We start from the raw sequence: 22,241 nt of genomic DNA, 5'->3' as shown, positions 1-22,241 counted from the left end.
GATGCCTTCTTTTTTATAACGATAAGATAATGCCCGATTAGAAGTTGAAATTCGTAAATATACCTAATTCTTTGTAAGAGGCACTTCTCATACCACCCAGCGCGCCATTGGTTGTGTTGATGTAGATAGGCACGCTGCCCGTGTAACCGTGATTGGTAACATTTTCCTGTTTATAGACAAGGCCAACATCAATATTGTTAATGGGCTGCCAATCAATACCCGCATTGAAATAGTGATCTTTGAAATGAGAATCGCTTTTCATATAAGGTTGCGCCCAGTCATAGCGCCCGAATAGCGAGACTTTATCAAAAATACGAACTGACCCCCATCCAGCAGCGCCTTGACCGGCATCTTTTTTGTAAAGATCACTGGAGGATGCACAGGCATTCAAATTACAATCCAAGGCTGAGCTGGTGAAATCCTTGGCATAGAAATATTCTGCACCGAAACGGAAACGGCCATGCACATAAGCGATAATCGCATTATAACGTTGTGCGGCATTATAAACATATTCGCCCATCTGGCCACGTTCTTGACCTTGATGCCCGATATGCGCCCCACCGCCGACGGTAAATCCGGCATAATTGACGTTAATACGACCTTCAAAATCAGGATTTTTTGAACGGAAAGGCGAACGATAACCGGAGCCGTCCACAACCGCCATATTATATTCGACCAAGCCATTCCATAATTTACCCATGGCAAAAATACCCCAATCTGCCGAAGTGGCGAAATTGGCTCTTTCTGAAGTGGTATTTTCAACCCAGCGATACCCATAGAGATTTTCGACAAAAGGTAACCATGGGAGGTCAGCGGCACCGAAACGCACCGAGAACGCGTCAGATTGCTTCCCTTCTAAATAAGCATGTTTAATGTAAATGGCTTCGCCCACCCCAGAAATATAAGAGGCATCTGTTGTTAAACGGGCAGCCCAGTTGTCATTAAATTTATGGTCAACCATCAAATAAAAGCGTTTCAGGTCAAAGCCGATTGAATCTCCGACTGGCCGATTTTTAGTATCATAGCCAATATTACCAGCGGGCGTATTGATCGAGGTTGCCGCTGAATTTCGGGCCGGCATCCATGCCGCAGCCTTTCCATCAGAACGATAGGTCGCCCAGCTGGCATTGGAATACATTCTCATCCCGATATGGGTTTTCGCGAACCAGTCGCCAAATTTTAGATTTTTATTCAGTCGTTGAGAAAGCGACTTATCGACCTGTTTATCGACGGCTTTATTAACTTGATCTGGAATAGAATCAATCGCCGCTGCCAATTTTAACTGGGCATCTGATGGGACTGCTTTTTGGTCAGGCGCCGTCGTTGTGGCAGCGGATGAGCTGCCTGCCGGTATTTGCGCCTGTGCTAATGCGGTTGATTCTGTTGTCTTGGCATTATTCTGGGTATCCAGCTTCATCGCCAAAGCTTTAATTTCAGCATGAAGCTGCCGGATTTCTTCAGCTTGTCTTGCGATTTCAGCCTGTGTCGAGAAACGACCTGATTTCAACTTCTTAGAAGGTATCACGGCATGAGCAGGAGACGCTAACACAGGAATAGACGCTAAAATGCTTAAAGCGGGTATGAGCGCGCTATTTCTTTTTAATGATTGAAAAAAAGGCTGCATTAAAGGCTCCTGCACATTCTTTTCCGGCAGGACAGTTCATAAATGGCACTTATGACAGTTTTTCTATCAATTTGATGACAATTTGGAGGCAGTTTTATGATAGAAATATGACAGAATGTCTTCGTTTCCAGCGTAAAAAGGCGGAGATGTTTTTTAAAAAATTTATAAAAAACAGATTTCTGTCATTTTTGTGCAATATGCCATGATTACAGCTCGAAGGCATAAAACACCTTACTATTCGGCATTAAAAGAAAGAAGCGCTGTTATGGTTAAGAAAATAGCTGCCCTTGTTGGTTTCGTCAGCCTTTTTGGCAGCACGGCCTATGCAACGACTATTTCCGGTGCAGGCGCGACATTCCCAGCACCTGTTTATGGAAAATGGGCCAATTCCTATCGCAACCAGACGGGTGCTGTTATCAATTATCAGCCTATTGGTTCCGGTGGCGGTATTAAGCAAATTAAAGCCTCTACCGTTGATTTCGGAGCGTCTGACAAGCCTTTGAAAACCGAAGAGCTTTCAAAAGATGGTCTTTATCAGTTCCCGACCGTGATGGGAGGCATTGTGCCTATCATTAACTTGCCGGGTTTGCGGTCAGGTCGCTTGCATTTAACAGGCAGTATTCTTGCCGATATTTATCTTGGTAAAATTACCCGTTGGAATGACCCGCGGATCGCGTCCATCAACCCGTGGTTAAAATTACCGCCAGTACCGATTACGGTGGTGCATCGCGCGGATGGTTCCGGCACGTCCTTCCAGTTTACGTCTTATCTGTCGCTGAAAAGTCCTGAATGGGCCTCCCGTGTCGGTGCCAGCGATGCCGTGCAATGGCCGATTGGTCTTGGTGGTAAAGGCAATGATGGGGTAGCCGCCTTTGTTAAACAGACAATCGGTTCAATCGGCTATGTCGAATATGCCTATACCCGTCAAAGCACGGTGCCTTATGCTTTGATTGCCAATCGTGATGGTCGCTTCCCGCATCCTTCCACTGAAAGTTTCAAAGCCGCCTCGGCTTCTGCGGATTGGACGCATGCAGCTGGGAATAATATTTCCCTTCTGGATCAGAAGGGCGCAGAAAGCTGGCCAATCGTTTCAACGACCTATATTCTTTTACATCGCACCCCCAGCAAACCTGAAACCACGGCTGAAATCCTAAAATTCTTTGATTGGGGATATCAGAATGGCGATCAGGATGCTTTATCTCTTGACTATGCGCCATTACCGAAAGAAGTGAAGACGTTCATCCGCCAGCAATGGGGATCGAACATTCAAGTTAACGGGAAAGCCGTCTATAACGCTGCCCGCTAGGTATATTTTGGCTGTTTGTTGTAATATTCTACATCAGCCTAAACAGATATGAGGAAAAAGATGATAGCTGTCAGAAGAGAGTCGGATAAATTTTATGAGTGATTCTGCCTTGTCCCAGCCTTCTCGATTAAATCGTCTTTTTCCTTCAGGGTCTTTCGGAGAAATGATTTTCCGTTCCCTGTGCTTTTCGGCTGCAACGCTGACCCTTGTTGCTATGGCTGGCATCATCGTGGCTTTGGCTATCGGTGGCTGGCCAGCCTTTAGGGCTTTCGGATTTAACTTTTTTCTGTCCAGCGAATGGAATCCTGTTTCGGAAGTATATGGTGCAGCGGGCCCGATTATAGGGACATTGATTACCGCCTTTTTGGCGCTATTGCTGGCTTTGCCGCTTGCTATCGGGATTTCCGTTTTCTTGGTAGAATTCTGCCCCAGAATTTTGGCCAGACCTATAGCGGTTGCGGTTGAATTGTTGGCCGGTATTCCTTCCATTGTTTACGGTATGTGGGGGCTATTTGTTTTAGCGCCTTGGTTTGCCCATTATATCCAATTCCCGCTTTTGATTCATGTTTCACCGGATTCATGGTTAGGTAGAATGGTCGCGGGGGTACCGAATGGTGCCAATATTCTGACAGCCTCTTTGATCCTTGCTATTATGATTTTGCCTTATATGGCATCGGTTTTTCGGGAGTTATTCCTGACCGTGCCTGCACAGGTGAGAGAAGCAGCCTATGGCTTGGGAGCAACGCCTTTTGAAGTCGTCTGCTCTGTCATTATCCCCTATGTCAAAAGAGGATTGATCGGGGTCATCATGTTGGGCTTAGGGCGCGCCTTGGGTGAAACCATGGCCGTAACCTTTATCATCGGTAATACCCACAGCCTGCCACATTCTCTCTTTGATTCCGGTTCAACTATTGCATCAACGATTGCCAATGAATTTACCGAAGCCACTAGCGAAATGCATAGTGCAGCCTTAACGGCTTTGGGGCTGGTTCTGTTTATGATCACCTTTATGGTTTTGATTATGGCACGGCTTCTTATTGGTAAACGGAGTTAGGCATTTTTATGAGTAGCAATTTAAAACGCCGCTTTATCAATAAAGTTTTTGTCGCCTTGTGCAGCTTGTCGACTTTATTGGCTGTCGGGATGCTCGCCCTTATTTTGGGGTCTCTTATAATCAATGGTGCCGGAGGCTTGCATCTTTCGGTCTTTACTCAAGATCAGCCATCGCCTGGAATGTCAGGTGGTTTAAGAAATGCCATAATCGGTTCTATTGCCATGTGTGTGGTGGCCATGATTATTGCCGTGGTTTTGGGCATTATGGCTGGCACATGGCTTTCTGAATATAGTCGTAATTCGAAATATGGCCAAGCAATCCATTTCTTGAATGATGTCTTGCTTTCTGTGCCGTCTATTCTGGTTGGTCTTTTCGTTTATGAAATTATGGTGCGGCCATTCCACGGATTTTCGGCCTTTGCAGGTGCCGTCTCTCTGGCTTTGCTGGCTATGCCGATTGTGACTAGAACAACCTATGACATGCTACAGTTGCAGCCCAATACGCTAAGAGAAGCCGGTATGGGGCTGGGGGCTTCTCAGGGTCTGGTTATCCGTTCGATTATTTGGAAAGCAGCAGCCCCCGGACTGTTAACCGGTGGTTTACTTGGATTTGCCCGTATCAGCGGCGAAACGGCACCGCTACTTTTCACCGCTCTGGGTAATCAATTCCTGACTCTCAATATGACCGAACCCATGGGCAGTTTGCCAACGACCATCTTCCAATTCGCCATGAGCGCTTATGACGATTGGCGTAATTTAGCATGGGTTGGTGCCTTGCTAATTGCTATGGCGGTTCTAACCATCAATATTTTAGGACGCGTTATGACCAGAGGGGGAAAACGCTAATGACGAATAAAGATAACACGGTCGAAGACCTCGAACAGTTTATTGCGCCCCCAGCAGCAGAAAATCTCAATCTGGAAGCGCGCAACCTCGATTTCTATTATGGGACGCATCAGACTTTATTTAATGTCAGCTTACCTGTTGAGCGGAATAAAATTACGGCGCTTATTGGCCCCTCCGGATGTGGAAAATCGACGCTTTTACGGATTTTAAACCGGATATACGCTCTTTATCCCCAGCAATATGCAGTTGGTCGCGTGTTGTTGGATGGAAAAGATATTCTGACCGACCATGACACGCTTACCCGTTTAAAAGAACGGGGCGATAACGTTACCCTTGATCCATTGGGTGATGATATTTCTCAAATCAGAGCGCGGATTGGCATGGTTTTCCAAAAACCAACGCCGTTCCCAATGTCGATTTATGACAATGTCGCCTATGGCGTTCGTCTTCATTTTAATAAATCGCGTCAGGAATTAGATCATATTGTTGAACGATCCTTGCATCGCGCCGCTCTTTGGGATGAAGTAAAAGATAAATTAAAAGAATCCGGCCTTAGCCTTTCTGGTGGACAACAGCAGCGTCTTTGTGTTGCCCGTGGGCTTGCGGTTGAACCAGAAGTTCTTTTGCTGGATGAGCCAGCTTCTGCGCTTGATCCGGTTTCAACGGCAAGGTTGGAAGAAACCTTGATGGAATTAAAGAAAGACCTGAGCATCGTTATCGTTACGCATAACTTGCAGCAGGCCGCCCGTATTTCTGATTATACCGGCTTTATGTATTTGGGTAATATGATCGAGTTTTGTTCAACCGATCGTTTGTTTGCGCGTCCAAAGACCCGTCGCGCCCGTGACTATTTAACGGGACGATTTGGATAAATTAGCGTTTTTTCTGTAAAAATAAACAGCCAATCCCTCTCGAATAGGCAGATCAATTATATCTGAATTTTTGGGCTGGGGTTGGCTAATTTTTATTAAGAACAGCATATTTTATATTGATATGAAATAAAATATTCTGGCTGTTTATAATCATTATAAAAGCCTTTTTTTAACTTTTATCTTGCCTTCATAAAAATGATAAACTTTCTATCCGGCTGTTTGCGCCAGACATATTTTCAGTTATAAAAGCGCTCAAAATAAGAAAGCGTTTATTAAGCGCCTTGCCTTTTTCGGCACAGGATCTGTCCTGTTCCTTTTTCGGAGAAGCTAATTCATGTCCCGTCGTCGCCAAATTTACGAAGGCAAAGCCAAAATTCTTTATGAAGGCCCAGAACCCGGCACCATTATCCAGTATTTCAAGGATGATGCGACTGCTTTTAATGCCCAGAAAAAAGGCATGATTAGCGGTAAGGGCGTTATCAATAATCGGGTTTCCGAGCATATTTTTACCCTGTTAGCAGGAATCGGTATTCCGACCCATTTCATTCGTCGCCTCAATATGCGCGAACAATTGGTCAAACAGGTCGAAATCATCCCGATCGAAGTGGTAATCAGAAATGTTGCCGCCGGTTCTTTGAGCAAGCGGTTAGGCATTGAAGAAGGCACCCCGCTGCCTCGGACAATCATCGAATATTATTATAAAGATGACGCCCTCAATGACCCGATGGTTGCAGATGAGCATATTGCCTGTTTTGGTTGGGCTACGCAGGAAGAAATGCATGATATCGCTGACATGGCGATCCGTGTGAATGACTTCATGAGTGGTCTTTTTGCGGCCATCAATATTCGTTTGGTCGATTTCAAACTCGAATTCGGTCGCGTTTGGGAAAATGACTATAGCCGCGTCTTGCTGGCTGATGAAATTAGTCCTGACGGTTGCCGTTTGTGGGATATGGTTACCAATGAAAAATTGGATAAAGACCGTTTCCGTCAGGATTTGGGTGGCGAAGTCGAAGCCTATCAGGAAATTGCTCGCCGCTTAGGATTATTGCCAGTTGAACCAGATACCGAAGTTCTGGATCTGGAATCCCATCGCAAAAATCGCGGTTTATAAAAAATAAAAGCCTGCTGCGGATGGAATATATCTTATTCTATCCGTGGCATGGCTGATCCTTCTATTAGGCGCGCCTATAACTGCGCTTTTTGATCTCTTAGCCCGTTATAATGGGGCTAAACTTTTCCAAAGAATTGATCTTTATCTTGCCGCCAGAATGACGCCGTCTGTGGGTGGCTTGGAATAACATTGGATTTTCTGACGCAGTTGACTTTCTGCCTGATGTCATTGAGGCATCAGAAGAGATAATGTAAAATCACTTTTATGTTGAATATCGAGGGTAGCTTTTCCCTTTCTAGAATGAGGTCTCAAAAAAGGGCCGGTGTCAAGCCTTTCGTACAAATCACGTGTAGCTTGAAATCATATACGCGGCAATAGGTTAGCTCTGTTTCATGTCGCTTGCAGGGGATGCGAAGTTGTGGGCTGGGAGTCATATAAGAGCCTTGGAAGAGCAAGCTAGGTCGTGATGGTGATAACCATGTAGCAGCATTGTGCCAACACGACTCATTCCCTCGCGACCATTCATATCAAAGGTAGGCACCGCACGAGGCTGGGAGGTGCTCTCATTCTTGGTCGATTGCAGAATACTTATCCACCACTGTGGATTAACTCCAGCCTCTCGCTAGTGCTGAGACGAATTAACCTGTACTCTCGCTTCTATGTACTGTTCTGCAATAAAAATACACTCCCGTGCATAATTCCTGAAAACAAAACTAATATCAGATAAATTAATGTATTTATCTAATTCAATTGTTCTGCTATAGCCTGTGAAACGAACAATTTTTCCAAAGAAAATTTTTTCTCCATCTTCTTTTATTCCATAGTCATCTTTCAAAAGCCCTTCTTTTTCACACATATCAAAAAATCTTTGTGTGACCCTGCCTAGATTATGGCTATGAAGATTTCTAAGTAGATACGAGAATTTCATGAAATCATAGAAGTCATATAAAATATTTTTTATGAAAATATTTATATCGGGATCTATTTTTTCGAATGTATCTTCCATAGCATTTGGCAGTGAGGCGTATCTTACGGATTTTGATGCATCCTCACGAGAAACACCCAAAACCTCCACCTGCACATTCTCAATGAATGACTCTAAGAACGAAAATATAGAAATAAACTCAAGTTTGTGAAGATTATTTTTTGCAAAATTCTCATCATTGGCATAGTTCGCCATTTCTTTAGATTTTCGAACAACTGCAGATATAGCTCTCCTGTCCTCATCACTCATTCTTGGAGTGTCCTGGCCACCATAGTTTCTCGGATCATTCTCAGCGGGATATCTAAAATACTCTTCCGGAATTTCTATTTGAAACCAATCATGCCCATTATTTTCATGCCGAACATCCTCTAGCATCAAGAGATTTTCAAAAAGATGCGCAGTTAACATTACTGAGTTAAACTCATGTGCAAAGACCTTAAATGAACTGGTGCTCGCCTCAGATGTTTGGATTGGCATTTTATTTAGCTCATTAATGCTATGAGCCAGTAAAAAACTCTTGGATGACTCGCACTCAACCTCTGGATATCGTCCTTTTAATTTTTCAGGGATATTCGAGGGCACAACTCCCATTAAGACCTCCACTTAAAAGACGTCACGATATATTTCAAAAAAAACAAGGAAATTATCGCACAAAACAGTTTCAATTAAAATTCTTTCGCACAAAGATAGTTTTTAGGATAAAACAAGTCGCTCTAGTTTTTATTTGTCTTCTCTTTCCTAAACCCCCGATCCCCCGCCAGGAAGGCTTCCAGCATGTGCGGGATCAGCGTTGTGGCATCGACTGCTTCGCCATACGCCTGCGCGTGCAGCGCGGCATAGCGGTCGAGGTCGGCTTTCAAGCTGGCCGGGCAAGCGAAGGTCAGCTTGACGCTCTCGGTCTTGGGCAACGGCCCCAGTCGCAGTTTCTTGGTTGTGCCGCATCGACTGCGGACTTGGTGAGCTTGATCTTCGCCATGATGACTCCTCGGAAAGCCCGGTTTCCAAGAGCCGCATGGGAGCCACGCGAGGGGAAACCGGGTCAAGTTTCGGAAAGCACCGGCATATGTTGAACTCGCCTAAGTGATTGATAAACCTGCTGTGTCGAACCTTGGCGTAGTCCAGCGAAATGCGGTACTGGAGTCATCGTGAAACAAAAAAAGACCCAGCGATCTCGATATAAAAATTCTGCATTTTTACCATTTTAAACCCTTATTTATAAACAGGATTCTGTTATTCCATTTTTATGACCAGCCTTTCTTCCGACATTGAAAATATTTCCGAAACAGCCTTTGATAAGGCGTTATCAGAACGCTATCTCGCTTATGCTTTATCAACCATAACCTCCCGTTCTTTGCCCGATATCAGAGACGGGTTAAAGCCAGTGCAACGGCGGTTATTATGGGCGATGCGGCTGTTAAAACTTGATCCGGCCTCGGCTTATAAAAAATGCGCCCGCGTTGTTGGCGATGTGATTGGTAAATACCATCCGCATGGCGACCAATCTGTTTATGACGCGATGGTGCGCCTTGCCCAAGATTTTGCCCTCCGTTATCCCTTGGTCGATGGGCAGGGTAATTTTGGTAATATTGACGGCGATAATGCCGCCGCTATGCGTTATACCGAAGCCCGCCTGACCACAGCCGCTTATGACCTGATGGAAGGCATGGAAGAGGGCGCGGTTGATTTTCGACCTACCTATAATAGCGAAGAAGAAGAGCCAGAATTTTTTTCCGGTCTTTTCCCTAATCTTTTAGCTAATGGTTCGAGCGGTATTGCCGTCGGTATGGCGACCTCTATTCCGCCTCATAATGTCGCTGAATTGATAGATGCTATCTGTCATTTAATTGACCATCCCGAAGCCGAAACCAAAGAATTATTGCGTTTTGTCAAAGGCCCAGATTTTCCGACCGGCGGCCAGATCGTTGATTCTGTCGATACTATCCGCCACGCCTATGAGACAGGACGGGGATCTTTCAGAGTTAGAGCGCGTTATGAGGTCGAAGATATCGGTCGCGGCGGCTGGATTATTGTTATTCATGAAATACCGTGGCAGATACCGAAATCGCGTTTAATTGAAGAAATAGCGGCTTTGATAAACGAGAAAAAGCTGCCTATTCTTAGCGATATACGCGACGAATCTGATGAAAATATCAGGATTGTCCTAGAACCCAAAAGCAGAACAGTTGATCCCCAGCTTTTGATGGATGGTTTATTCCATCTGACCAGTCTTGAAACGCGTATTTCGCTTAATATGAATGTGCTGGATAGCCATCATACGCCTGCGGTTTTACCACTCCATACGGTTTTGAAAGAGTGGTTGGCGCATCAATTTGCGATGTTACAGCGGCGTTGTCGCCATCGTTTACAGCGTATTGATGACCGAGTTGAATTACTGGAAGGCTATCTAGCTGCTTATCTCAATCTTGATCGGGTGATCGAAATCATCAGAAATGAAGACGATCCCAAATCGGTAATGATCGCTGAATTTAAGTTAAGTGATCGTCAGGCCGAAGCGATTCTGAATATGCGGCTTAGAGCGTTAAAGCGCCTAGAAGAAGCTGAAATTACCGCAGAGCGTGATAGCTTAAAAGAAGAACGAGCTGGACTTCAAGCTTTGATTGAAAGCGATGCTTTGCAAAGTAAAAAGCTGAAATCCGATTTGTCCGCTTTGCGGAAGCGCTATAGCCTAAAAAGTAAATTAGGCGCACGCCAAACGCTGATTGAAGAACAAACGCCTGCAAAAGCTATTCCGTTAGATGCGATGATCGAACGGGAACCCATGACCGTTGTGTTGTCAAAACGCGGCTGGATTCGGGGGCTAAAGGGGCATGTTGATCTGAAATCGACCGAAGCCATGCGCTTTAAGGAAGGCGATGAAGCTGATTTCATCTGCCATGCTTATACCACCGATCGCTTGTTGATCGCGACAGAAGATGGTCGATTTTATACTTTGCTTGCCGACCGATTACCCGGTGGGCGCGGTTTTGGTGAACCTGTGCGGTTAATGTTGGACATCAGTAATGACACCAAGATAATGGCCTTATTACCGCTTAATCCCGAAGGAAAATTGTTGGTCGTTTCTTCGAGCGGTCGTGGTTTTATTACCCAGATGACCAATCTGGTTGCAGAAACTCGTAAGGGAAAACAAATTGTTAGGGTTAAAAAAGACGAATATTTGATGGTTTTAAAAGTCATCGAAGAAGATCATGACCATATTGCCCTTATCGGCGAAAATCGAAAATTATTGGCTTTCCCACTGTCCCAGATTCCTGAATTGGCAAAGGGAAGTGGTGTTCAATTACAACGTTATCGGGGCGGACATCTGTCAGATGCTACGACTTTTACCCTTGAAGAGGGATTGAGTTGGCCAATGGGCGGCGAATCTGGTCGAATAAGAACCGAAACCGATATGAAAACTTGGGTCGTTGCCCGCGGTGCTAGCGGGCGTTTACCGCCGGTTGGTTTCCCGAAAAATAACCGTTTTTCATGATAGATAGGGCTTTGTTTTTTAATTAAAAATTTATCTTTATCCGTTATGACCCTTGTTATAGGTTTTTCACATAACAGTATAATATTATTTTTCTTTGTCTCGACATAGTTTCACTTATACAAATAAGGCGGCGAAATGATAAATATGGATACAATATTGAGATAATTTCGTGGCCTTATTTGTTGTCTTGATTTTTTATTTATTATTATTGCTTAACAGATAAAGTAGAGGCCGCTGGAAAATCAATTATGCCAGATCCTATATTAAAAACGACCGGTGTAATGAGTGACAGTGGTCGGCCTTTTGATGAAGCTTCAGAAAATTTACAACAAAGCTATTTTAATGCGATGCCTTTTCCGGCCGCGCTTATTACCTTTAATAATAAAAAACCGGTTGTTTTATTTTGTAATCAAAATTTTATAGATATTGCCAGCGAACCTAAAACAGCCAATTTATCCCCATGGGAAGGGGATACGACTGTAAAATTGCATCCTGAACTGGTGGCCGCTCTTAAATACATGCCGTTATCGCAAGATAAGCCGTATCAATTTGATTGGATGCCGCCGGGAGGACAGAAAAAGCGCTGTTATAAAATAATCGTTACGATGATGGGCTGCCAAATTCAGGGCATGACCTGTTATTTAATGGTTCCGGTTGACAATACCCAAGCTGTCGAATTGCAATCGACCATGCGGATGAAAATCCTGCGTGACAGTTTGACGGGTTTACCGAACCGTATCGGTTTTTCACGCCTGTTAGATGATGTCATCCTTCTGGAAAAAGGCACCGCTTCGGTAGCTGTTATTGCAATCGACCTTATCCGTTTTAGCCGGATTAACGAAAGCATGGGGTCAGTCGTTGGTGACGAATTATTGGTTTCCGTTGCTCGGCGTCTGACTTCAGTTTTAAGGCCGGGGGATAGATTAGGACGCATTGGCGGCGACCAATTTGGTATCCTGCTGTCGCTTCATCATGGCACTTCTGACGTTTGGCATGCGGCGCGCCGTATCAAGGCTTTGATGTCCACGCCTTTTAATCTCGCCAATCTAAAGGTGAAGGTTAATTGCGCTATCGGCTTTTCGTTGATGGATGACCGGATCGAAGTATCCGAAGATTTGTTGAGGGACGCCCAAATCGCTTTAAAAAGAGCGAAAGAAACCGATCATGTCGAAGTTTATAATGTCGGGGAAGCCAGCGTCTTACAAAAGAGATTTAGCCTTGAAACCGACCTTCGACGCGCCATTGATAATGGCGATCTCCACCTTGTCTATCAGCCGATATTGTCACCCTATAATAAGAAGATTGTTGGTTTCGAAGCTTTAGCTCGCTGGAATCATGAGACATTAGGTCCTGTTTCTCCGGCAGAATTTATTCCGGTTGCCGAAGAATCGGGTCTTATTGTGCCTTTGGGACGCTGGGCTTTGGAAAGTTCGGTGCATACCCAGCAGCAATGGGACAAACAAGCCGGATATACATTGCCGATAAGAGTTTCTGTCAATGTTTCAGCCTTGCAGTTAATGCGTGATAACCTGACGCAGCTTATTACCGATATTAAAAAGCAGACGGGGATCAACGGGGAAAGGTTGACCTTGGAATTAACGGAAAGCGCTTTGATGCGTTATCCTGAGCAAAGTATCAGCGTCATTAATACCATGCATGAATTGGGTATTAAAATTTCGATGGATGATTTCGGAACCGGATATTCATCGCTTTCTTATCTGAAAACTTTCCCTATCGATCATCTAAAAATAGATCGTAGCTTTGTGACCAATCTGGCTGAAGACAAAACGGCGATTGCGATTACTCGCGCTATCACCAGCATGGCTTCGACATTGTCGATTAAAACGATTGTCGAAGGCATCGAAACACCAGAACAGAAGAAGATTATTATGGATTTGGGCTGTGATTATGCCCAAGGCTTTTACTTTTCCCGTCCGTTACCTGTTGATGAAGCGATTGCCTTCTATATGGCATCCAACAGGAATTAACGCTCTGCTTTGGTAGCCATTGTCTCCGCTATAGCAATGGTCGCTTTTTCCTGCACCCAGTCGCTATTAGGAAAGGCGGCTTCGACCCATGCTTTTTGTATATTCTGCAGAATAGTGGCGACCAAAGGCCCTGCGGGTAAGCCTTTGGCAATTAAATCGCCGCCTTTGAGCGGGAAAACAGGGCGTTCCCAGTTTTTGAGAAGCGCTATCGCCGAATTGACTGTCGCTTCGTCGCGATCAGACAGCAAAAAACGCGCAATAGCTTCCTCTTTTCCGATCGCCCATGCCAAGGAAAGTGGTTTTTCCTCTTCTGCGGTTAATAAGGCGATCAGATATTTTTTCTGCTCTTTTGAGAAACGCAGGCGTTGTGCGACAGAGCGCGCCATTTCTGCTCCCTCTGGCAGCAAAGCGGCGAGACGGAGCAGAGCGTTTCCTGAAATGTGGTAGAGCCTTTCTCTTTCAACTAGGCGTTGCAAAGGCAGAATACTGTCCGCTGTAATTTCAGGTAAAATCGGCTTAAAGATACCGGATTTTATCATTAGGCTGATAACCGCTAAAGGATCCGGTAAGGCCAAAATCTTCAAGACTTCGCTGGCAATCCTTTCACGAGATAACGCCATCAAATCATTGGCGCGTTTGATACAGGCTGCCAGCGCCTCAGGGTCGGGATTATTCTGACCAAAACGCGCGAAAAAGCGGAAAAAGCGCAAAATACGCAGATGATCTTCCGCGATGCGCGTTTCGGGATTGCCAATAAAACGGACAGAATGTGCCTTAAGATCGGCTAATCCACCGAAATAGTCATGCACCAAGCCGCTCTCAGCCTCGGCATAAAGCGCATTGATCGTAAAATCACGTCTTTGGGCATCATCTTCCCAGTTATCGCTATAGGCAATCGTTGCATGGCGGCCATCGGTCGAAACATCCCGTCTAAGACTGGTAATTTCAACCGGAGATTTCGTCGGCAAGAGAGCCGTGATTGTGCCATGTTGGATGCCGGTTGGAATAGCTTTAAAACCAGCTGACCGGATAAGCTCCATCGTTTTTTCAGGATGATGGCGGGTTGCGCAGTCTATATCATTGACCGGCAATCCTAATAAGGTATCGCGCACCGATCCGCCAACAAAGCGGATCATGCTGTCACCCCCTAACGCCTTGATTAAATCGCTTAAGCCTTCCTGATGCTGCCATTTTTGATCGGGCAAAAAAACAGACATGAAATCAGCCTTCCTTTTGGAGGGCCGGCGCATCGGCTTCAACCATGCCAGCTCGATCTCGCAAGCGCGGAGACGTCAAACGGGCAAGTAAACGCCGTTTTTCAACAGGACCCGGCAACCGCCAGTCGCCCGTTTCCTCGTCAGAAAAGCCAAAGAAACGGTTATAATATTCGGGGTCGCCAATCAACATCACCGCATCATGGCCTGTTATGTCACTGCTATCGGCAACATCAAGGCTATGTTGCACCAAAGTCTGTCCGATACCATGACCTTGATAATCAGGATGCACCGCCACGGGTCCCAGTAAAATCATCGGCAGCTTTTTACCGTTCAGACAGGAAAGCCGAATAGGCCAGCATTGGATAATGCCCTGCAAAATATCGCCATCAACCGCGGCAAAAGAAAGTTCAGGAATCGCGCTTACCCCTTGTCGCAACCGATAGGCCGTTCGGCCATGGCGATCTTTACCGAAACCGATATCGAGTAAATCTTCTATTTTTTGTGAATCTATCCGGTTTAGGGGAACAAGCGTTGTCACTCTTTCATATGCCTCGATTATGGTGGAAGAAAATAAATTTCTTTTTCAAAGACCTGCGCTTTTACGGTGCTTTTTTTTATTTCGGAATGATTCTCTTTCTCTTTTGAAAAAAAAGATACGCTATGTCTGTGTAATCGAAGATATTTATCCCCAGAGAAGAGGATCAACCTGTGGATAAGATTGGGGAAAAGCCAAAAAACGCCTTATTTTTAGGGGGCTTTCTTGGCGTGCCTAAATTTTAGGCAATTGTGCAAAACCGACAGAAAAATAGATAAAGACCAATCGAAAGACTCTTTTATGATAGGAAAAATCGAAGACTCTTTCTGCTCGGTTGACCACGATAACAATACAACAACGCTTCCCGTGGCCAGATAATTTTTGTATCTCGAGGTTATTATGAGTGACACTATATTCAGGCCGGAATCCGCCCGTGGGCTTATTCCCGACCATTTGCAGCCGACAACATATGTGCTTCATGTTGAAGATTTAATGTTAATGGCCGCTATCGGCTTTCACAGCCACGAATTGGATAAACGTCAGCGTGTTCTGGTAAATCTGGATATCGAATTGGAAAAAGCGGTTTTGCCGACCAATGACGATATTAACGCCGATTTCTGGAATTATGATTATATCCATCAGACGCTTTCCGAGCTGGTTGAAAAACGGCGTTTCAACTTGCAAGAAACCTTGGCGCAGGAAATCTATGATTTAATCGCTGCCCGTGCGCATGTTCGCCGTATTAAGGTTTTTGTCCGCAAACCCGATGCCTATCAGGATTGCCAATCTGTCGGGGTCAGCCTGTCTAATTTTCCGAATTAAGAGAATAAAAAATGCCGGCCTGTAAAAACAGACCGGCATTCCGTATCATTCAGCTTTTGGTCTTAAGCCTGTTTTAAATCACCACGGCTGACACCTTCGCCGTCGAGATTTTTAGCAACGAATTCCCAATTAATGATATTGGAAAGCACGTCTTTGGCATATTTCGGGCGGGCGTTCCGATAATCGATGTAATAGGCATGTTCCCAGACATCGAGCGTCAAAAGCGGCTTTATCTCTTTATGCGCTACCGGCGTATCACCATCATGATAAGAAGTGATAGCGAGCTTGCCATCTTTCAAAACGAGCCATGCCCAACCGCTGCCAAAATGACCAACGGCTTCGGCGGCCAGTTTTTCTAACAGAGCTTCGGTGGAACCAAAGCTTTCTTCAATCAAAGACGCGAGCTTGCCGCTGGGCTTTTGACCTGCTTTGGCCAAGCCGAGCCAGAAGAAGTTATGATTCCATGCCTGTGCCGCATTGTTGAACAAGCCTTTATCCTTGGTTTCAACAGCTTTGTTGATAACCTCGACAAGGCTCAGACCAGCCAGTTTCTTTTCATCAACCCAGCTGTTCACTTTGTCGACATAGGATTTATGATGTTTGCCATGATGATATTCGAGCGTTTCTGCGGACATATGCGGCTCGAGGTCTTTGGCGCCAAAGGGCAGGGCGGGTAATGCAAAAGCCATGATGTGATCTCCCAATTCTGTCAGTATAGTCAAACCTATGGTGAAAGAACGCAGCAACTATCAAAAAGTTACCATTTTTACGAAGTATATCCCGAGGGAATAAAAATTTTATAAAATCATTATATTTCAGTTGGTTAATGCAATTTTAAAGGCTTTTTGTCTATAAAAACGGGCAGTTTTGTTTTTCAATCACTGTGATGGATTTCTTTAAAGTTTAATCTTTTTTGGCTTGAGAAATGCTATTCCCAGCAGGCAGCAGGTCATAACGCCGCAAAATATGCCGTAATTGATCGTAACTTAAATGGAGGGCTTTGGCGGTTGCCCGTTGATTATAACAGTGGCGTTGCAAGGCTTGTTCGACGCAATGCCGTTCATAATCTTGGCAAAGCGCTTTTAGATCACCATCCTGCAAGGCTTTTTTGATGAAATCAGAAGGCGGTAGCGAGACTGCTTTTCCTGTCATTACGGTATCTTTTACCGTTACATTCTCAACAATGGCCGCTTCCTGAACTGGCCGCCAAGGCGAGGTAAAAGGGTCAAGAACAATATGATTTATGGGTTTTGTCGCATCGCCCCAGCGGTAAAGGCTGCGTTCGACGACATTCCGTAATTCTCTGACATTCCCCGGCCATGAATGCTCTTTGAGAATAACCATGGCTTCTTCTGTGAATCCAAGCCAGTTATCCCATCCCAGTTCCAAGGCCATATGCCGTCCGAAATATTCGGCTAATAAGGGGATGTCTTCTTGTCGATAGCGTAGCGGCGGCAAGGTAATGACTTCAAAAGAAAGCCGATCGAGCAAATCTGACCGGAATTGGCCTTGTGCTGCTAAACTAGGCAAGTCTTCATTGGTGGCGGCAACAATTCTGACATCGACTTTTGTTGGGCGGATAGAGCCGATGCGGTTGATCTCGCCATATTCGACGGCGCGCAATAGTCTCTCTTGCGCGGAAGAAGACAAGGTTGCCAGTTCATCCAGAAAAAGGGTGCCGCCTTCTGCCTGTTCAAAGCGGCCTGTCTTGGCACGCATGGCTCCTGTAAAAGCGCCAGCTTCATAGCCGAATAATTCGGATTCTATTAGATTTTCCGGCAAAGTCGCACAATTCAATGTCACCAAAGGTGATGCCCAACGAGAAGACAGACGATGCAATCTTTCGGCGATCAGTTCTTTGCCGGTGCCTCTTTCCCCAATGACTAGAACCGGTCGATTTAAACTGGCAGCGCGGCTGGCTTGCTCGACAGCATCAAGAAAGGCCGTTGATTGGCCAATGACAAAATTATTTTTCCCCATCACTAATTATTAGGAAAATACGCCACTATTTAGCAATCAATATATGAGATGATTTTTTAGAAAATCCTATTATTTTTATAAGTATTTGTTTTTAAACAAAAAAATAAAACTGGCACGAGGGATGCTTAGATAAAGACATCATCAATGATTTCACGACAATAAAGGTTTCGTAGCGATGTTTTCTTTCCCTCATAGCCGTTTCTCTCTGGTCAAAAGCTGCTCTGCGGTAGCGGCTATGCTATGGATGGCAACACAACCTGCTTTTGCTTTTTCACCAGATCATGATCTCGAAAAATGGACGGCAAAGGTCAGCCACAATTTAAATCAGGCTATTCATGAAGATATCAATGATCAGGCCAATGACGGTTTACAGATAAGCGTTCTTGGCCTGACTATTGATAAAGAAGGCCATCCTTACGATATCCATATGGTTAGACCGACAGGAAATCAGCTTTTGGATCAGGAAGCGGTTCGGGTCGCGCAAAATGTTTATTATCCCCCGTTACCCGAAAGCCTTCATAAACAGGCGCAAAATATCGAAGTAAAATTGCTCTTTGATTCCAATTTGCAAGAATTGGCGGATATTAACCATCAGGTCATCCAACAGGATAGAAAACAAAATCAGGCTTTTGCAACGGAATTAGCGCAAGAGCAGCTTGCATTCGCTTCTAATGAAAACAAACCGGAGGTTTAGGAATGAGTATCTTTTCAAGAACCCGCGATATTATTGCTGCCAATGTGGTTGATATTCTCAATCGGTCGGAAGACCCGGAAAAAATGATCCGGATGATTATTTTGGAAATGGAAGAAACCCTGATCGAGGTTCGGGCTTCTGCTGCCAAAACGATTGCCGATCAAAAAGAAATCGAACGGCAGGTTAGCCGTTTACAAAAGATCGAAGCTAACTGGTTGGATAAAGCCGAATTGGCCTTGAGTAAAAATCGCGAAGATTTGGCTAAAGCAGCCTTGGTTGAAAGACATAAAGCCCAAAGCCTTATCAGCGATTTATCCGCCGAAGCAGAAAGCCTGAATGAAACGCTGCAAAAATCCGAAGGCGATATCATCAAACTTCAGAATAAGTTGAATGAAGCGCGTAGCCGCCAATCTGTTTTGGCTGCACGATATGCTGGAGCCAAACAGCGGTTGAAAATGCGGGAACTCTATCAGGGTTCACAAAGCGAAGATGCCTTTGCCCGTTTTGAGACGCTGGAAAGACGAGTCAATCTGGCTGAAGGTCAGGCAGATGCCGCCGGAATACGGGGCATGTCTTTGGAAGAAGAAATCGACAATCTTGCAGGGGACGACAAGATTGATCAGGAATTGGCCGAATTGCGGAAGCGGCTGCATAAAAAAGGAGGGAAATAATGGATTCGTTGGCACCTGTTTTAGTCTGCCTTATTCTGTTTATCGGCGTGCCTTGGATATTCCTGCATTATATTACCCAATGGAAGAAATCCTCTAGCATCAGTGCCGCTGACGAAAATCTGATTGAAGAGCTTTATGAGAGCGCTCGGAAACTGGAAGAACGCTTGCAGACGATCGAGCGTATTATCGCGGCTGAAAATAATACGGCGGCCGATATCTATTCTACGTCGAAAGAGCCAGATTCAACCAGCCATATCAATCTTTCCAAATAAGCATTCAGGAGGAAAAAATGGATTTTCGCCGCACCAAATTTTATCGCGATAAAGCCCATGGCAAAATATTGGGGGTTTGTTCTGGACTAGCTGACTATGCCGGTGTGGATGTCACCCTTGTTCGGGTTTTGACCGTTATCATGACCTTGGTTGGTGGCTTTCCTTGGATTGTCGTTGCCTATTTTGTTACCGCATGGCTGACCGAGGATAAACCCCGCGCTTTACAGGAAATGGACAGCGATGAGACCCGTTTTTGGCAAGAGGTCAGAACCAAACCGACGGTCAGCCTCCGCAATGTCAAAAACCGTTTTCGTGATATCAATGGCCGTCTGGCAAAGGTTGAGACCTATATCACCAGCCAAGACAGACGTTTAGCCAAGGAAATAGATAATTTGCGTTAAGAATGACCCATCCTCAAAAATAGGAAACAGGCAATGCATGGCAGTCAATTGATGGTGGTCGTCATTATAGGCTTAGTCCTGATTAGCGGTCTTATAAAAGCGCGTTACCGCTATTACGGAGAAAAAGCGGTAACACTTGCAGAAAGCGATGACCTTTCGGAAATGCAAGAAGAGATTCAGGCGCTAAAAGATCGCATCGCTATATTAGAGCGTATTGTGACGGATAATTATCACAATCTCGCTTTGGATCAGGCTATTACTGCCTTGGATCAGCCGATATCCGAAAAAAAGAAGAGTGAAAACAAGGTTGTTGATGCTCAATAACGCTTTTGTTTTTTGATGTGTAAAATGTCACTATCGGGATAATTCCCTGTTTTTAGCCTGATTTATATTGCTATTTTTACTCGGTTTTTGCCATAAATAGCGCGTCTTTCCTCACCTAGTAAATGCTATGCTATGACCACACTTGCCGATATTGAAGAAGAATATGATTTTTTGGAAAGCGATGATCGTTATCGCTTGCTGATTGATCTGGGACGACATCTGGAAGAAATGCCCGATGCGTTAAAAACAGAGGCAACCAAGGTTAAAGGCTGTTCGGCTTCTGTCTGGGTATATCCCATGCGGAAAGAGGATGGAAAGCTCCATTTTCTGGCGGATTCCAATGCGGCTATTACGAAAGGGATTATTGCCCTCGTTTTGCTGACTGTGCAGGATAAAAATCCCGAAGCGATCATCAATACTGATATTGAGGCCTTATTGGCTCCTTTTGATTTGAAAAATCAGTTAAGTTCCAACCGGACGCAGGGGATCCCCAATATGATCGCTTTAATCCGGCAGACAGCGGAGCGTTATCAGTGATTTTATCGGCTCTTTTATTGGCGACGACGCCAGTCATGATTACCAAAGCCGAACCTATCCCGCTTGAAAAAGAGACGGTTCCTAGAAAAGGGAAAGCTAAGGATAAAAACGGTTTTTATATCGGTGACCAACTGATTGCCCCGAATGATATTATTGATGCCCGTGCCTTACCCCAATTAAAGGGTAATCCGATCATTATGTTGACGTTAACGGGGGAAGGCACCGAAAGATTGACGGAGGCAACCGCCGGTAACGGATTTAGCCAAATGATTGAAATCCGTTTTAAAGGCGCTGTTTTGAGCCAACTGGTATTAGGGGGGCCTATCCGCGACAGTGTTTTAACTTTTTCTGTGTCTGTTCCTTATCAAAAGGCGCAGAATATTGCCGCCGAAATATCCCAAAAACAGCCGCTTCCTGAATCGACCGAATAATTGAGGCGGGATAATTTATAGAAATAATGTGATCGGGCAGGGTTAGAAGCTGCCGCGCTCTTCCCGATTACGCAGCAGATCAAAGGCAGCCTGAATAGCATGGAAGCGTTTTACAGCTTTTTCATCATCCTGATTAAGATCGGGATGCCATTTTTTAGCTAATTGCCGCCATTGAATTTTTACCATCTCGAAATCGGCATCAGCCTCTAATTCCAAGACCTTTAAGGCTTCTATCACCTCGTTGGATCGGCCGTTTTCAGAACCTGACCAACTGTAACTGGTTGATGAATATCCAGAAGCCTGTTGTTTTTCTTCCGCTTGACGTTTGGCGGCTTCTTCTTTTGATAAACCGGCGGAATAATCCCAATTGCGATTATATTCGACGATATGATCTTCACAAAAATACCAACGATCAGGATTGTTCGGGGATTTCGGGGCAGGGAAGTTACCCGGCTTGTCGCAGCCTTCGCGATCACATAATCTTACTTTCTGGGCAGCATGGTTATTGTCATTATAACCGCGCCAACGCGGAAAGCCCCAATCTCGGGATTTGGTATATCGAGCCATAATATTTCTTGTTCTGCCTGTATGAGAATACCCCCGACCGAAAAATTGGCCAAAGTCGGAAAAACCAAGAATATAGTTTCTTTAGGAAAAAGAGGCAAATGACAAAGAAAATCAACAGAGGTGATACGCCAGAAGGTCTATAAGCCGGGTTCTGTCCACCAGCAAAGCTGGATAGGCGACCATTCATCTAAAACCGGAATTGCTTCCGGTCTTCAGCAACCAACCCGGATGACGGGGCGGAGCCAGCCCATATGCCATCCCTATTCGGTTTTGCTCCCGGTGGGGTTTACCTTGCCATTGCCGTTACCGGAAATGCGGTGCGCTCTTACCGCACCTTTTCATCCTTACTTTATTACCGAAGTAAAAAGCGGTTTGTTTTCTGTGGCACTTTCCCTGAGGTCACCCTCGCCGGATGTTATCCGGCACCGTTACTCCTTGGAGCCCGGACTTTCCTCCCGTATGTCAAAACATACCGGCGGCCGCCCGACCTTCTGGCCGGAAGGGTGATACCA

Annotated in this window: 23 protein-coding genes and 1 other RNA gene; 15 read left to right on the top strand and 9 right to left on the bottom strand. The window is 45.1% G+C overall.

All coding sequences use genetic code 11. The features are described 5' to 3' along the window. Positions 1–37: 37 nt before the first annotated feature. Positions 38–1,624 carry a porin family protein gene (locus ZMOB_RS01415; protein WP_014500418.1) on the bottom strand — a complete coding sequence of 529 codons (1,587 nt, stop codon included), beginning with the start codon at positions 1,622–1,624 and terminating at the stop codon, positions 38–40. A gap of 265 nt (positions 1,625–1,889) precedes the next feature. On the opposite strand from ZMOB_RS01415, the gene pstS reads away from it, so the two are divergent. From pstS to purC, 5 genes are all read left to right on the top strand, one after another. Next, entirely contained in the window at positions 1,890–2,930 is a 1,041-nt protein-coding gene (gene pstS / locus ZMOB_RS01410) for a phosphate ABC transporter substrate-binding protein PstS (RefSeq protein ID WP_014500417.1), read from the top strand. Between the two features lie 94 nt (positions 2,931–3,024). Continuing rightward, positions 3,025–3,984: a phosphate ABC transporter permease subunit PstC gene (pstC, locus tag ZMOB_RS01405; RefSeq protein WP_012816996.1), complete on the top strand. Its 960-nt coding sequence runs from the start codon at positions 3,025–3,027 to the stop codon at positions 3,982–3,984. Positions 3,985–3,992: 8 nt separating this feature from the next. After that, positions 3,993–4,829 carry a phosphate ABC transporter permease PstA gene (pstA, locus tag ZMOB_RS01400; RefSeq protein ID WP_011240890.1) on the top strand — a complete coding sequence of 279 codons (837 nt, stop codon included), beginning with the start codon at positions 3,993–3,995 and terminating at the stop codon, positions 4,827–4,829. Next, the gene (pstB, locus tag ZMOB_RS01395; protein WP_011240891.1) at positions 4,829–5,701 is read left to right on the top strand and encodes a phosphate ABC transporter ATP-binding protein PstB; all 873 of its coding nucleotides are present in this window, start codon (positions 4,829–4,831) and stop codon (positions 5,699–5,701) included. The genes pstA and pstB overlap by 1 nt, the downstream gene beginning before the upstream one ends. A gap of 334 nt (positions 5,702–6,035) precedes the next feature. Continuing rightward, positions 6,036–6,815 carry a phosphoribosylaminoimidazolesuccinocarboxamide synthase gene (gene purC, locus ZMOB_RS01390; protein ID WP_011240892.1) on the top strand — a complete coding sequence of 260 codons (780 nt, stop codon included), beginning with the start codon at positions 6,036–6,038 and terminating at the stop codon, positions 6,813–6,815. A gap of 622 nt (positions 6,816–7,437) precedes the next feature. Here purC and ZMOB_RS01385 read toward each other — a convergent pair. Beyond that, complete coding sequence (locus ZMOB_RS01385) at positions 7,438–8,391, bottom strand: hypothetical protein (RefSeq protein ID WP_014500416.1); 954 nt, start codon at positions 8,389–8,391, stop codon at positions 7,438–7,440. Between the two features lie 122 nt (positions 8,392–8,513). Beyond that, positions 8,514–8,843: a DUF2274 domain-containing protein gene (locus ZMOB_RS10545; RefSeq protein ID WP_427926892.1), complete on the bottom strand. Its 330-nt coding sequence runs from the start codon at positions 8,841–8,843 to the stop codon at positions 8,514–8,516. Between the two features lie 200 nt (positions 8,844–9,043). On the opposite strand from ZMOB_RS10545, the gene parC reads away from it, so the two are divergent. After that, on the top strand, positions 9,044–11,290 hold the full coding sequence (gene parC / locus ZMOB_RS01375; protein WP_014500415.1) for a DNA topoisomerase IV subunit A: 2,247 nt from the start codon (positions 9,044–9,046) through the stop codon (positions 11,288–11,290). A gap of 248 nt (positions 11,291–11,538) precedes the next feature. Then, entirely contained in the window at positions 11,539–13,278 is a 1,740-nt protein-coding gene (locus ZMOB_RS01370) for a putative bifunctional diguanylate cyclase/phosphodiesterase (RefSeq protein ID WP_011240894.1), read from the top strand. Here the strand turns inward: ZMOB_RS01370 and ZMOB_RS01365 are convergent. Further along, positions 13,275–14,495: a CCA tRNA nucleotidyltransferase gene (locus tag ZMOB_RS01365; RefSeq protein WP_014500414.1), complete on the bottom strand. Its 1,221-nt coding sequence runs from the start codon at positions 14,493–14,495 to the stop codon at positions 13,275–13,277. The genes ZMOB_RS01370 and ZMOB_RS01365 overlap by 4 nt on opposite strands. A gap of 4 nt (positions 14,496–14,499) precedes the next feature. Further along, entirely contained in the window at positions 14,500–15,033 is a 534-nt protein-coding gene (locus tag ZMOB_RS01360) for a GNAT family N-acetyltransferase (protein WP_011240896.1), read from the bottom strand. A gap of 396 nt (positions 15,034–15,429) precedes the next feature. Between ZMOB_RS01360 and ZMOB_RS01355 the strand changes: the two genes are divergently transcribed. Further along, entirely contained in the window at positions 15,430–15,852 is a 423-nt protein-coding gene (locus ZMOB_RS01355) for a dihydroneopterin aldolase (protein ID WP_011240897.1), read from the top strand. A 62-nt stretch (positions 15,853–15,914) separates the two neighbouring features. Here ZMOB_RS01355 and ZMOB_RS01350 read toward each other — a convergent pair whose 3' ends face one another. Next, positions 15,915–16,541, bottom strand: a complete 627-nt coding sequence (locus tag ZMOB_RS01350) for a superoxide dismutase (RefSeq protein WP_014500413.1) — start codon at positions 16,539–16,541, stop codon at positions 15,915–15,917. Positions 16,542–16,755: 214 nt separating this feature from the next. Then, entirely contained in the window at positions 16,756–17,832 is a 1,077-nt protein-coding gene (gene pspF / locus ZMOB_RS01345) for a phage shock protein operon transcriptional activator (RefSeq protein ID WP_014500412.1), read from the bottom strand. Positions 17,833–18,007: 175 nt separating this feature from the next. Between pspF and ZMOB_RS01340 the strand changes: the two genes are divergently transcribed. The 7 genes from ZMOB_RS01340 (at position 18,008) to ZMOB_RS01310 (ending at position 21,162) form a co-directional block, all read left to right on the top strand. After that, the gene (locus tag ZMOB_RS01340) at positions 18,008–18,526 is read left to right on the top strand and encodes an energy transducer TonB (RefSeq protein ID WP_014500411.1); all 519 of its coding nucleotides are present in this window, start codon (positions 18,008–18,010) and stop codon (positions 18,524–18,526) included. A 2-nt stretch (positions 18,527–18,528) separates the two neighbouring features. Further along, on the top strand, positions 18,529–19,197 hold the full coding sequence (gene pspA, locus ZMOB_RS01335) for a phage shock protein PspA (protein WP_011240901.1): 669 nt from the start codon (positions 18,529–18,531) through the stop codon (positions 19,195–19,197). Beyond that, the gene (pspB, locus tag ZMOB_RS01330; protein ID WP_011240902.1) at positions 19,197–19,469 is read left to right on the top strand and encodes an envelope stress response membrane protein PspB; all 273 of its coding nucleotides are present in this window, start codon (positions 19,197–19,199) and stop codon (positions 19,467–19,469) included. The genes pspA and pspB overlap by 1 nt, the downstream gene beginning before the upstream one ends. Positions 19,470–19,486: 17 nt before the next feature. Beyond that, entirely contained in the window at positions 19,487–19,870 is a 384-nt protein-coding gene (gene pspC / locus ZMOB_RS01325) for an envelope stress response membrane protein PspC (protein WP_011240903.1), read from the top strand. A 33-nt stretch (positions 19,871–19,903) separates the two neighbouring features. Then, positions 19,904–20,194 carry a hypothetical protein gene (locus ZMOB_RS01320; protein ID WP_014500410.1) on the top strand — a complete coding sequence of 97 codons (291 nt, stop codon included), beginning with the start codon at positions 19,904–19,906 and terminating at the stop codon, positions 20,192–20,194. 132 nt (positions 20,195–20,326) lie between these two features. Next, positions 20,327–20,731, top strand: coding sequence for a SufE family protein (locus ZMOB_RS01315; protein ID WP_012816987.1), 405 nt, complete (start codon positions 20,327–20,329; stop codon positions 20,729–20,731). After that, complete coding sequence (locus ZMOB_RS01310) at positions 20,728–21,162, top strand: hypothetical protein (protein WP_014500409.1); 435 nt, start codon at positions 20,728–20,730, stop codon at positions 21,160–21,162. The genes ZMOB_RS01315 and ZMOB_RS01310 overlap by 4 nt, the downstream gene beginning before the upstream one ends. Positions 21,163–21,204: 42 nt before the next feature. Here the strand turns inward: ZMOB_RS01310 and ZMOB_RS01305 are convergent, their stop codons facing one another. Then, positions 21,205–21,729: a J domain-containing protein gene (locus ZMOB_RS01305; RefSeq protein ID WP_014500408.1), complete on the bottom strand. Its 525-nt coding sequence runs from the start codon at positions 21,727–21,729 to the stop codon at positions 21,205–21,207. Between the two features lie 124 nt (positions 21,730–21,853). Beyond that, positions 21,854–22,224: RNase P RNA component class A (gene rnpB / locus ZMOB_RS09690), an RNA gene on the bottom strand. Between the last annotated feature and the right edge of the window lie 17 nt (positions 22,225–22,241).

This window comes from Zymomonas mobilis subsp. mobilis ATCC 10988, assembly GCF_000175255.2.
GTDB classification, from domain to species: domain Bacteria; phylum Pseudomonadota; class Alphaproteobacteria; order Sphingomonadales; family Sphingomonadaceae; genus Zymomonas; species Zymomonas mobilis.
This window is presented reverse-complemented; position numbering and strand designations above follow the sequence as displayed.

What these genes read in the sequence shown, in the direction of transcription:
- ZMOB_RS01415 (WP_014500418.1), bottom strand. Translation starts at nt 1,624, where the DNA reads ATGCAGCCTTTTTTTCAATCATTAAAAAGAAATAGCGCGCTCATACCC.
- pstS (WP_014500417.1), top strand. Translation starts at nt 1,890, where the DNA reads ATGGTTAAGAAAATAGCTGCCCTTGTTGGTTTCGTCAGCCTTTTTGGC.
- pstC (WP_012816996.1), top strand. Translation starts at nt 3,025, where the DNA reads ATGAGTGATTCTGCCTTGTCCCAGCCTTCTCGATTAAATCGTCTTTTT.
- pstA (WP_011240890.1), top strand. Translation starts at nt 3,993, where the DNA reads ATGAGTAGCAATTTAAAACGCCGCTTTATCAATAAAGTTTTTGTCGCC.
- pstB (WP_011240891.1), top strand. Translation starts at nt 4,829, where the DNA reads ATGACGAATAAAGATAACACGGTCGAAGACCTCGAACAGTTTATTGCG.
- purC (WP_011240892.1), top strand. Translation starts at nt 6,036, where the DNA reads ATGTCCCGTCGTCGCCAAATTTACGAAGGCAAAGCCAAAATTCTTTAT.
- ZMOB_RS01385 (WP_014500416.1), bottom strand. Translation starts at nt 8,391, where the DNA reads ATGGGAGTTGTGCCCTCGAATATCCCTGAAAAATTAAAAGGACGATAT.
- parC (WP_014500415.1), top strand. Translation starts at nt 9,044, where the DNA reads ATGACCAGCCTTTCTTCCGACATTGAAAATATTTCCGAAACAGCCTTT.
- ZMOB_RS01370 (WP_011240894.1), top strand. Translation starts at nt 11,539, where the DNA reads ATGCCAGATCCTATATTAAAAACGACCGGTGTAATGAGTGACAGTGGT.
- ZMOB_RS01365 (WP_014500414.1), bottom strand. Translation starts at nt 14,495, where the DNA reads ATGTCTGTTTTTTTGCCCGATCAAAAATGGCAGCATCAGGAAGGCTTA.
- ZMOB_RS01355 (WP_011240897.1), top strand. Translation starts at nt 15,430, where the DNA reads ATGAGTGACACTATATTCAGGCCGGAATCCGCCCGTGGGCTTATTCCC.
- ZMOB_RS01350 (WP_014500413.1), bottom strand. Translation starts at nt 16,541, where the DNA reads ATGGCTTTTGCATTACCCGCCCTGCCCTTTGGCGCCAAAGACCTCGAG.
- pspF (WP_014500412.1), bottom strand. Translation starts at nt 17,832, where the DNA reads ATGGGGAAAAATAATTTTGTCATTGGCCAATCAACGGCCTTTCTTGAT.
- ZMOB_RS01340 (WP_014500411.1), top strand. Translation starts at nt 18,008, where the DNA reads ATGTTTTCTTTCCCTCATAGCCGTTTCTCTCTGGTCAAAAGCTGCTCT.
- pspA (WP_011240901.1), top strand. Translation starts at nt 18,529, where the DNA reads ATGAGTATCTTTTCAAGAACCCGCGATATTATTGCTGCCAATGTGGTT.
- pspB (WP_011240902.1), top strand. Translation starts at nt 19,197, where the DNA reads ATGGATTCGTTGGCACCTGTTTTAGTCTGCCTTATTCTGTTTATCGGC.
- pspC (WP_011240903.1), top strand. Translation starts at nt 19,487, where the DNA reads ATGGATTTTCGCCGCACCAAATTTTATCGCGATAAAGCCCATGGCAAA.
- ZMOB_RS01320 (WP_014500410.1), top strand. Translation starts at nt 19,904, where the DNA reads ATGCATGGCAGTCAATTGATGGTGGTCGTCATTATAGGCTTAGTCCTG.
- ZMOB_RS01315 (WP_012816987.1), top strand. Translation starts at nt 20,327, where the DNA reads ATGACCACACTTGCCGATATTGAAGAAGAATATGATTTTTTGGAAAGC.
- ZMOB_RS01305 (WP_014500408.1), bottom strand. Translation starts at nt 21,729, where the DNA reads ATGGCTCGATATACCAAATCCCGAGATTGGGGCTTTCCGCGTTGGCGC.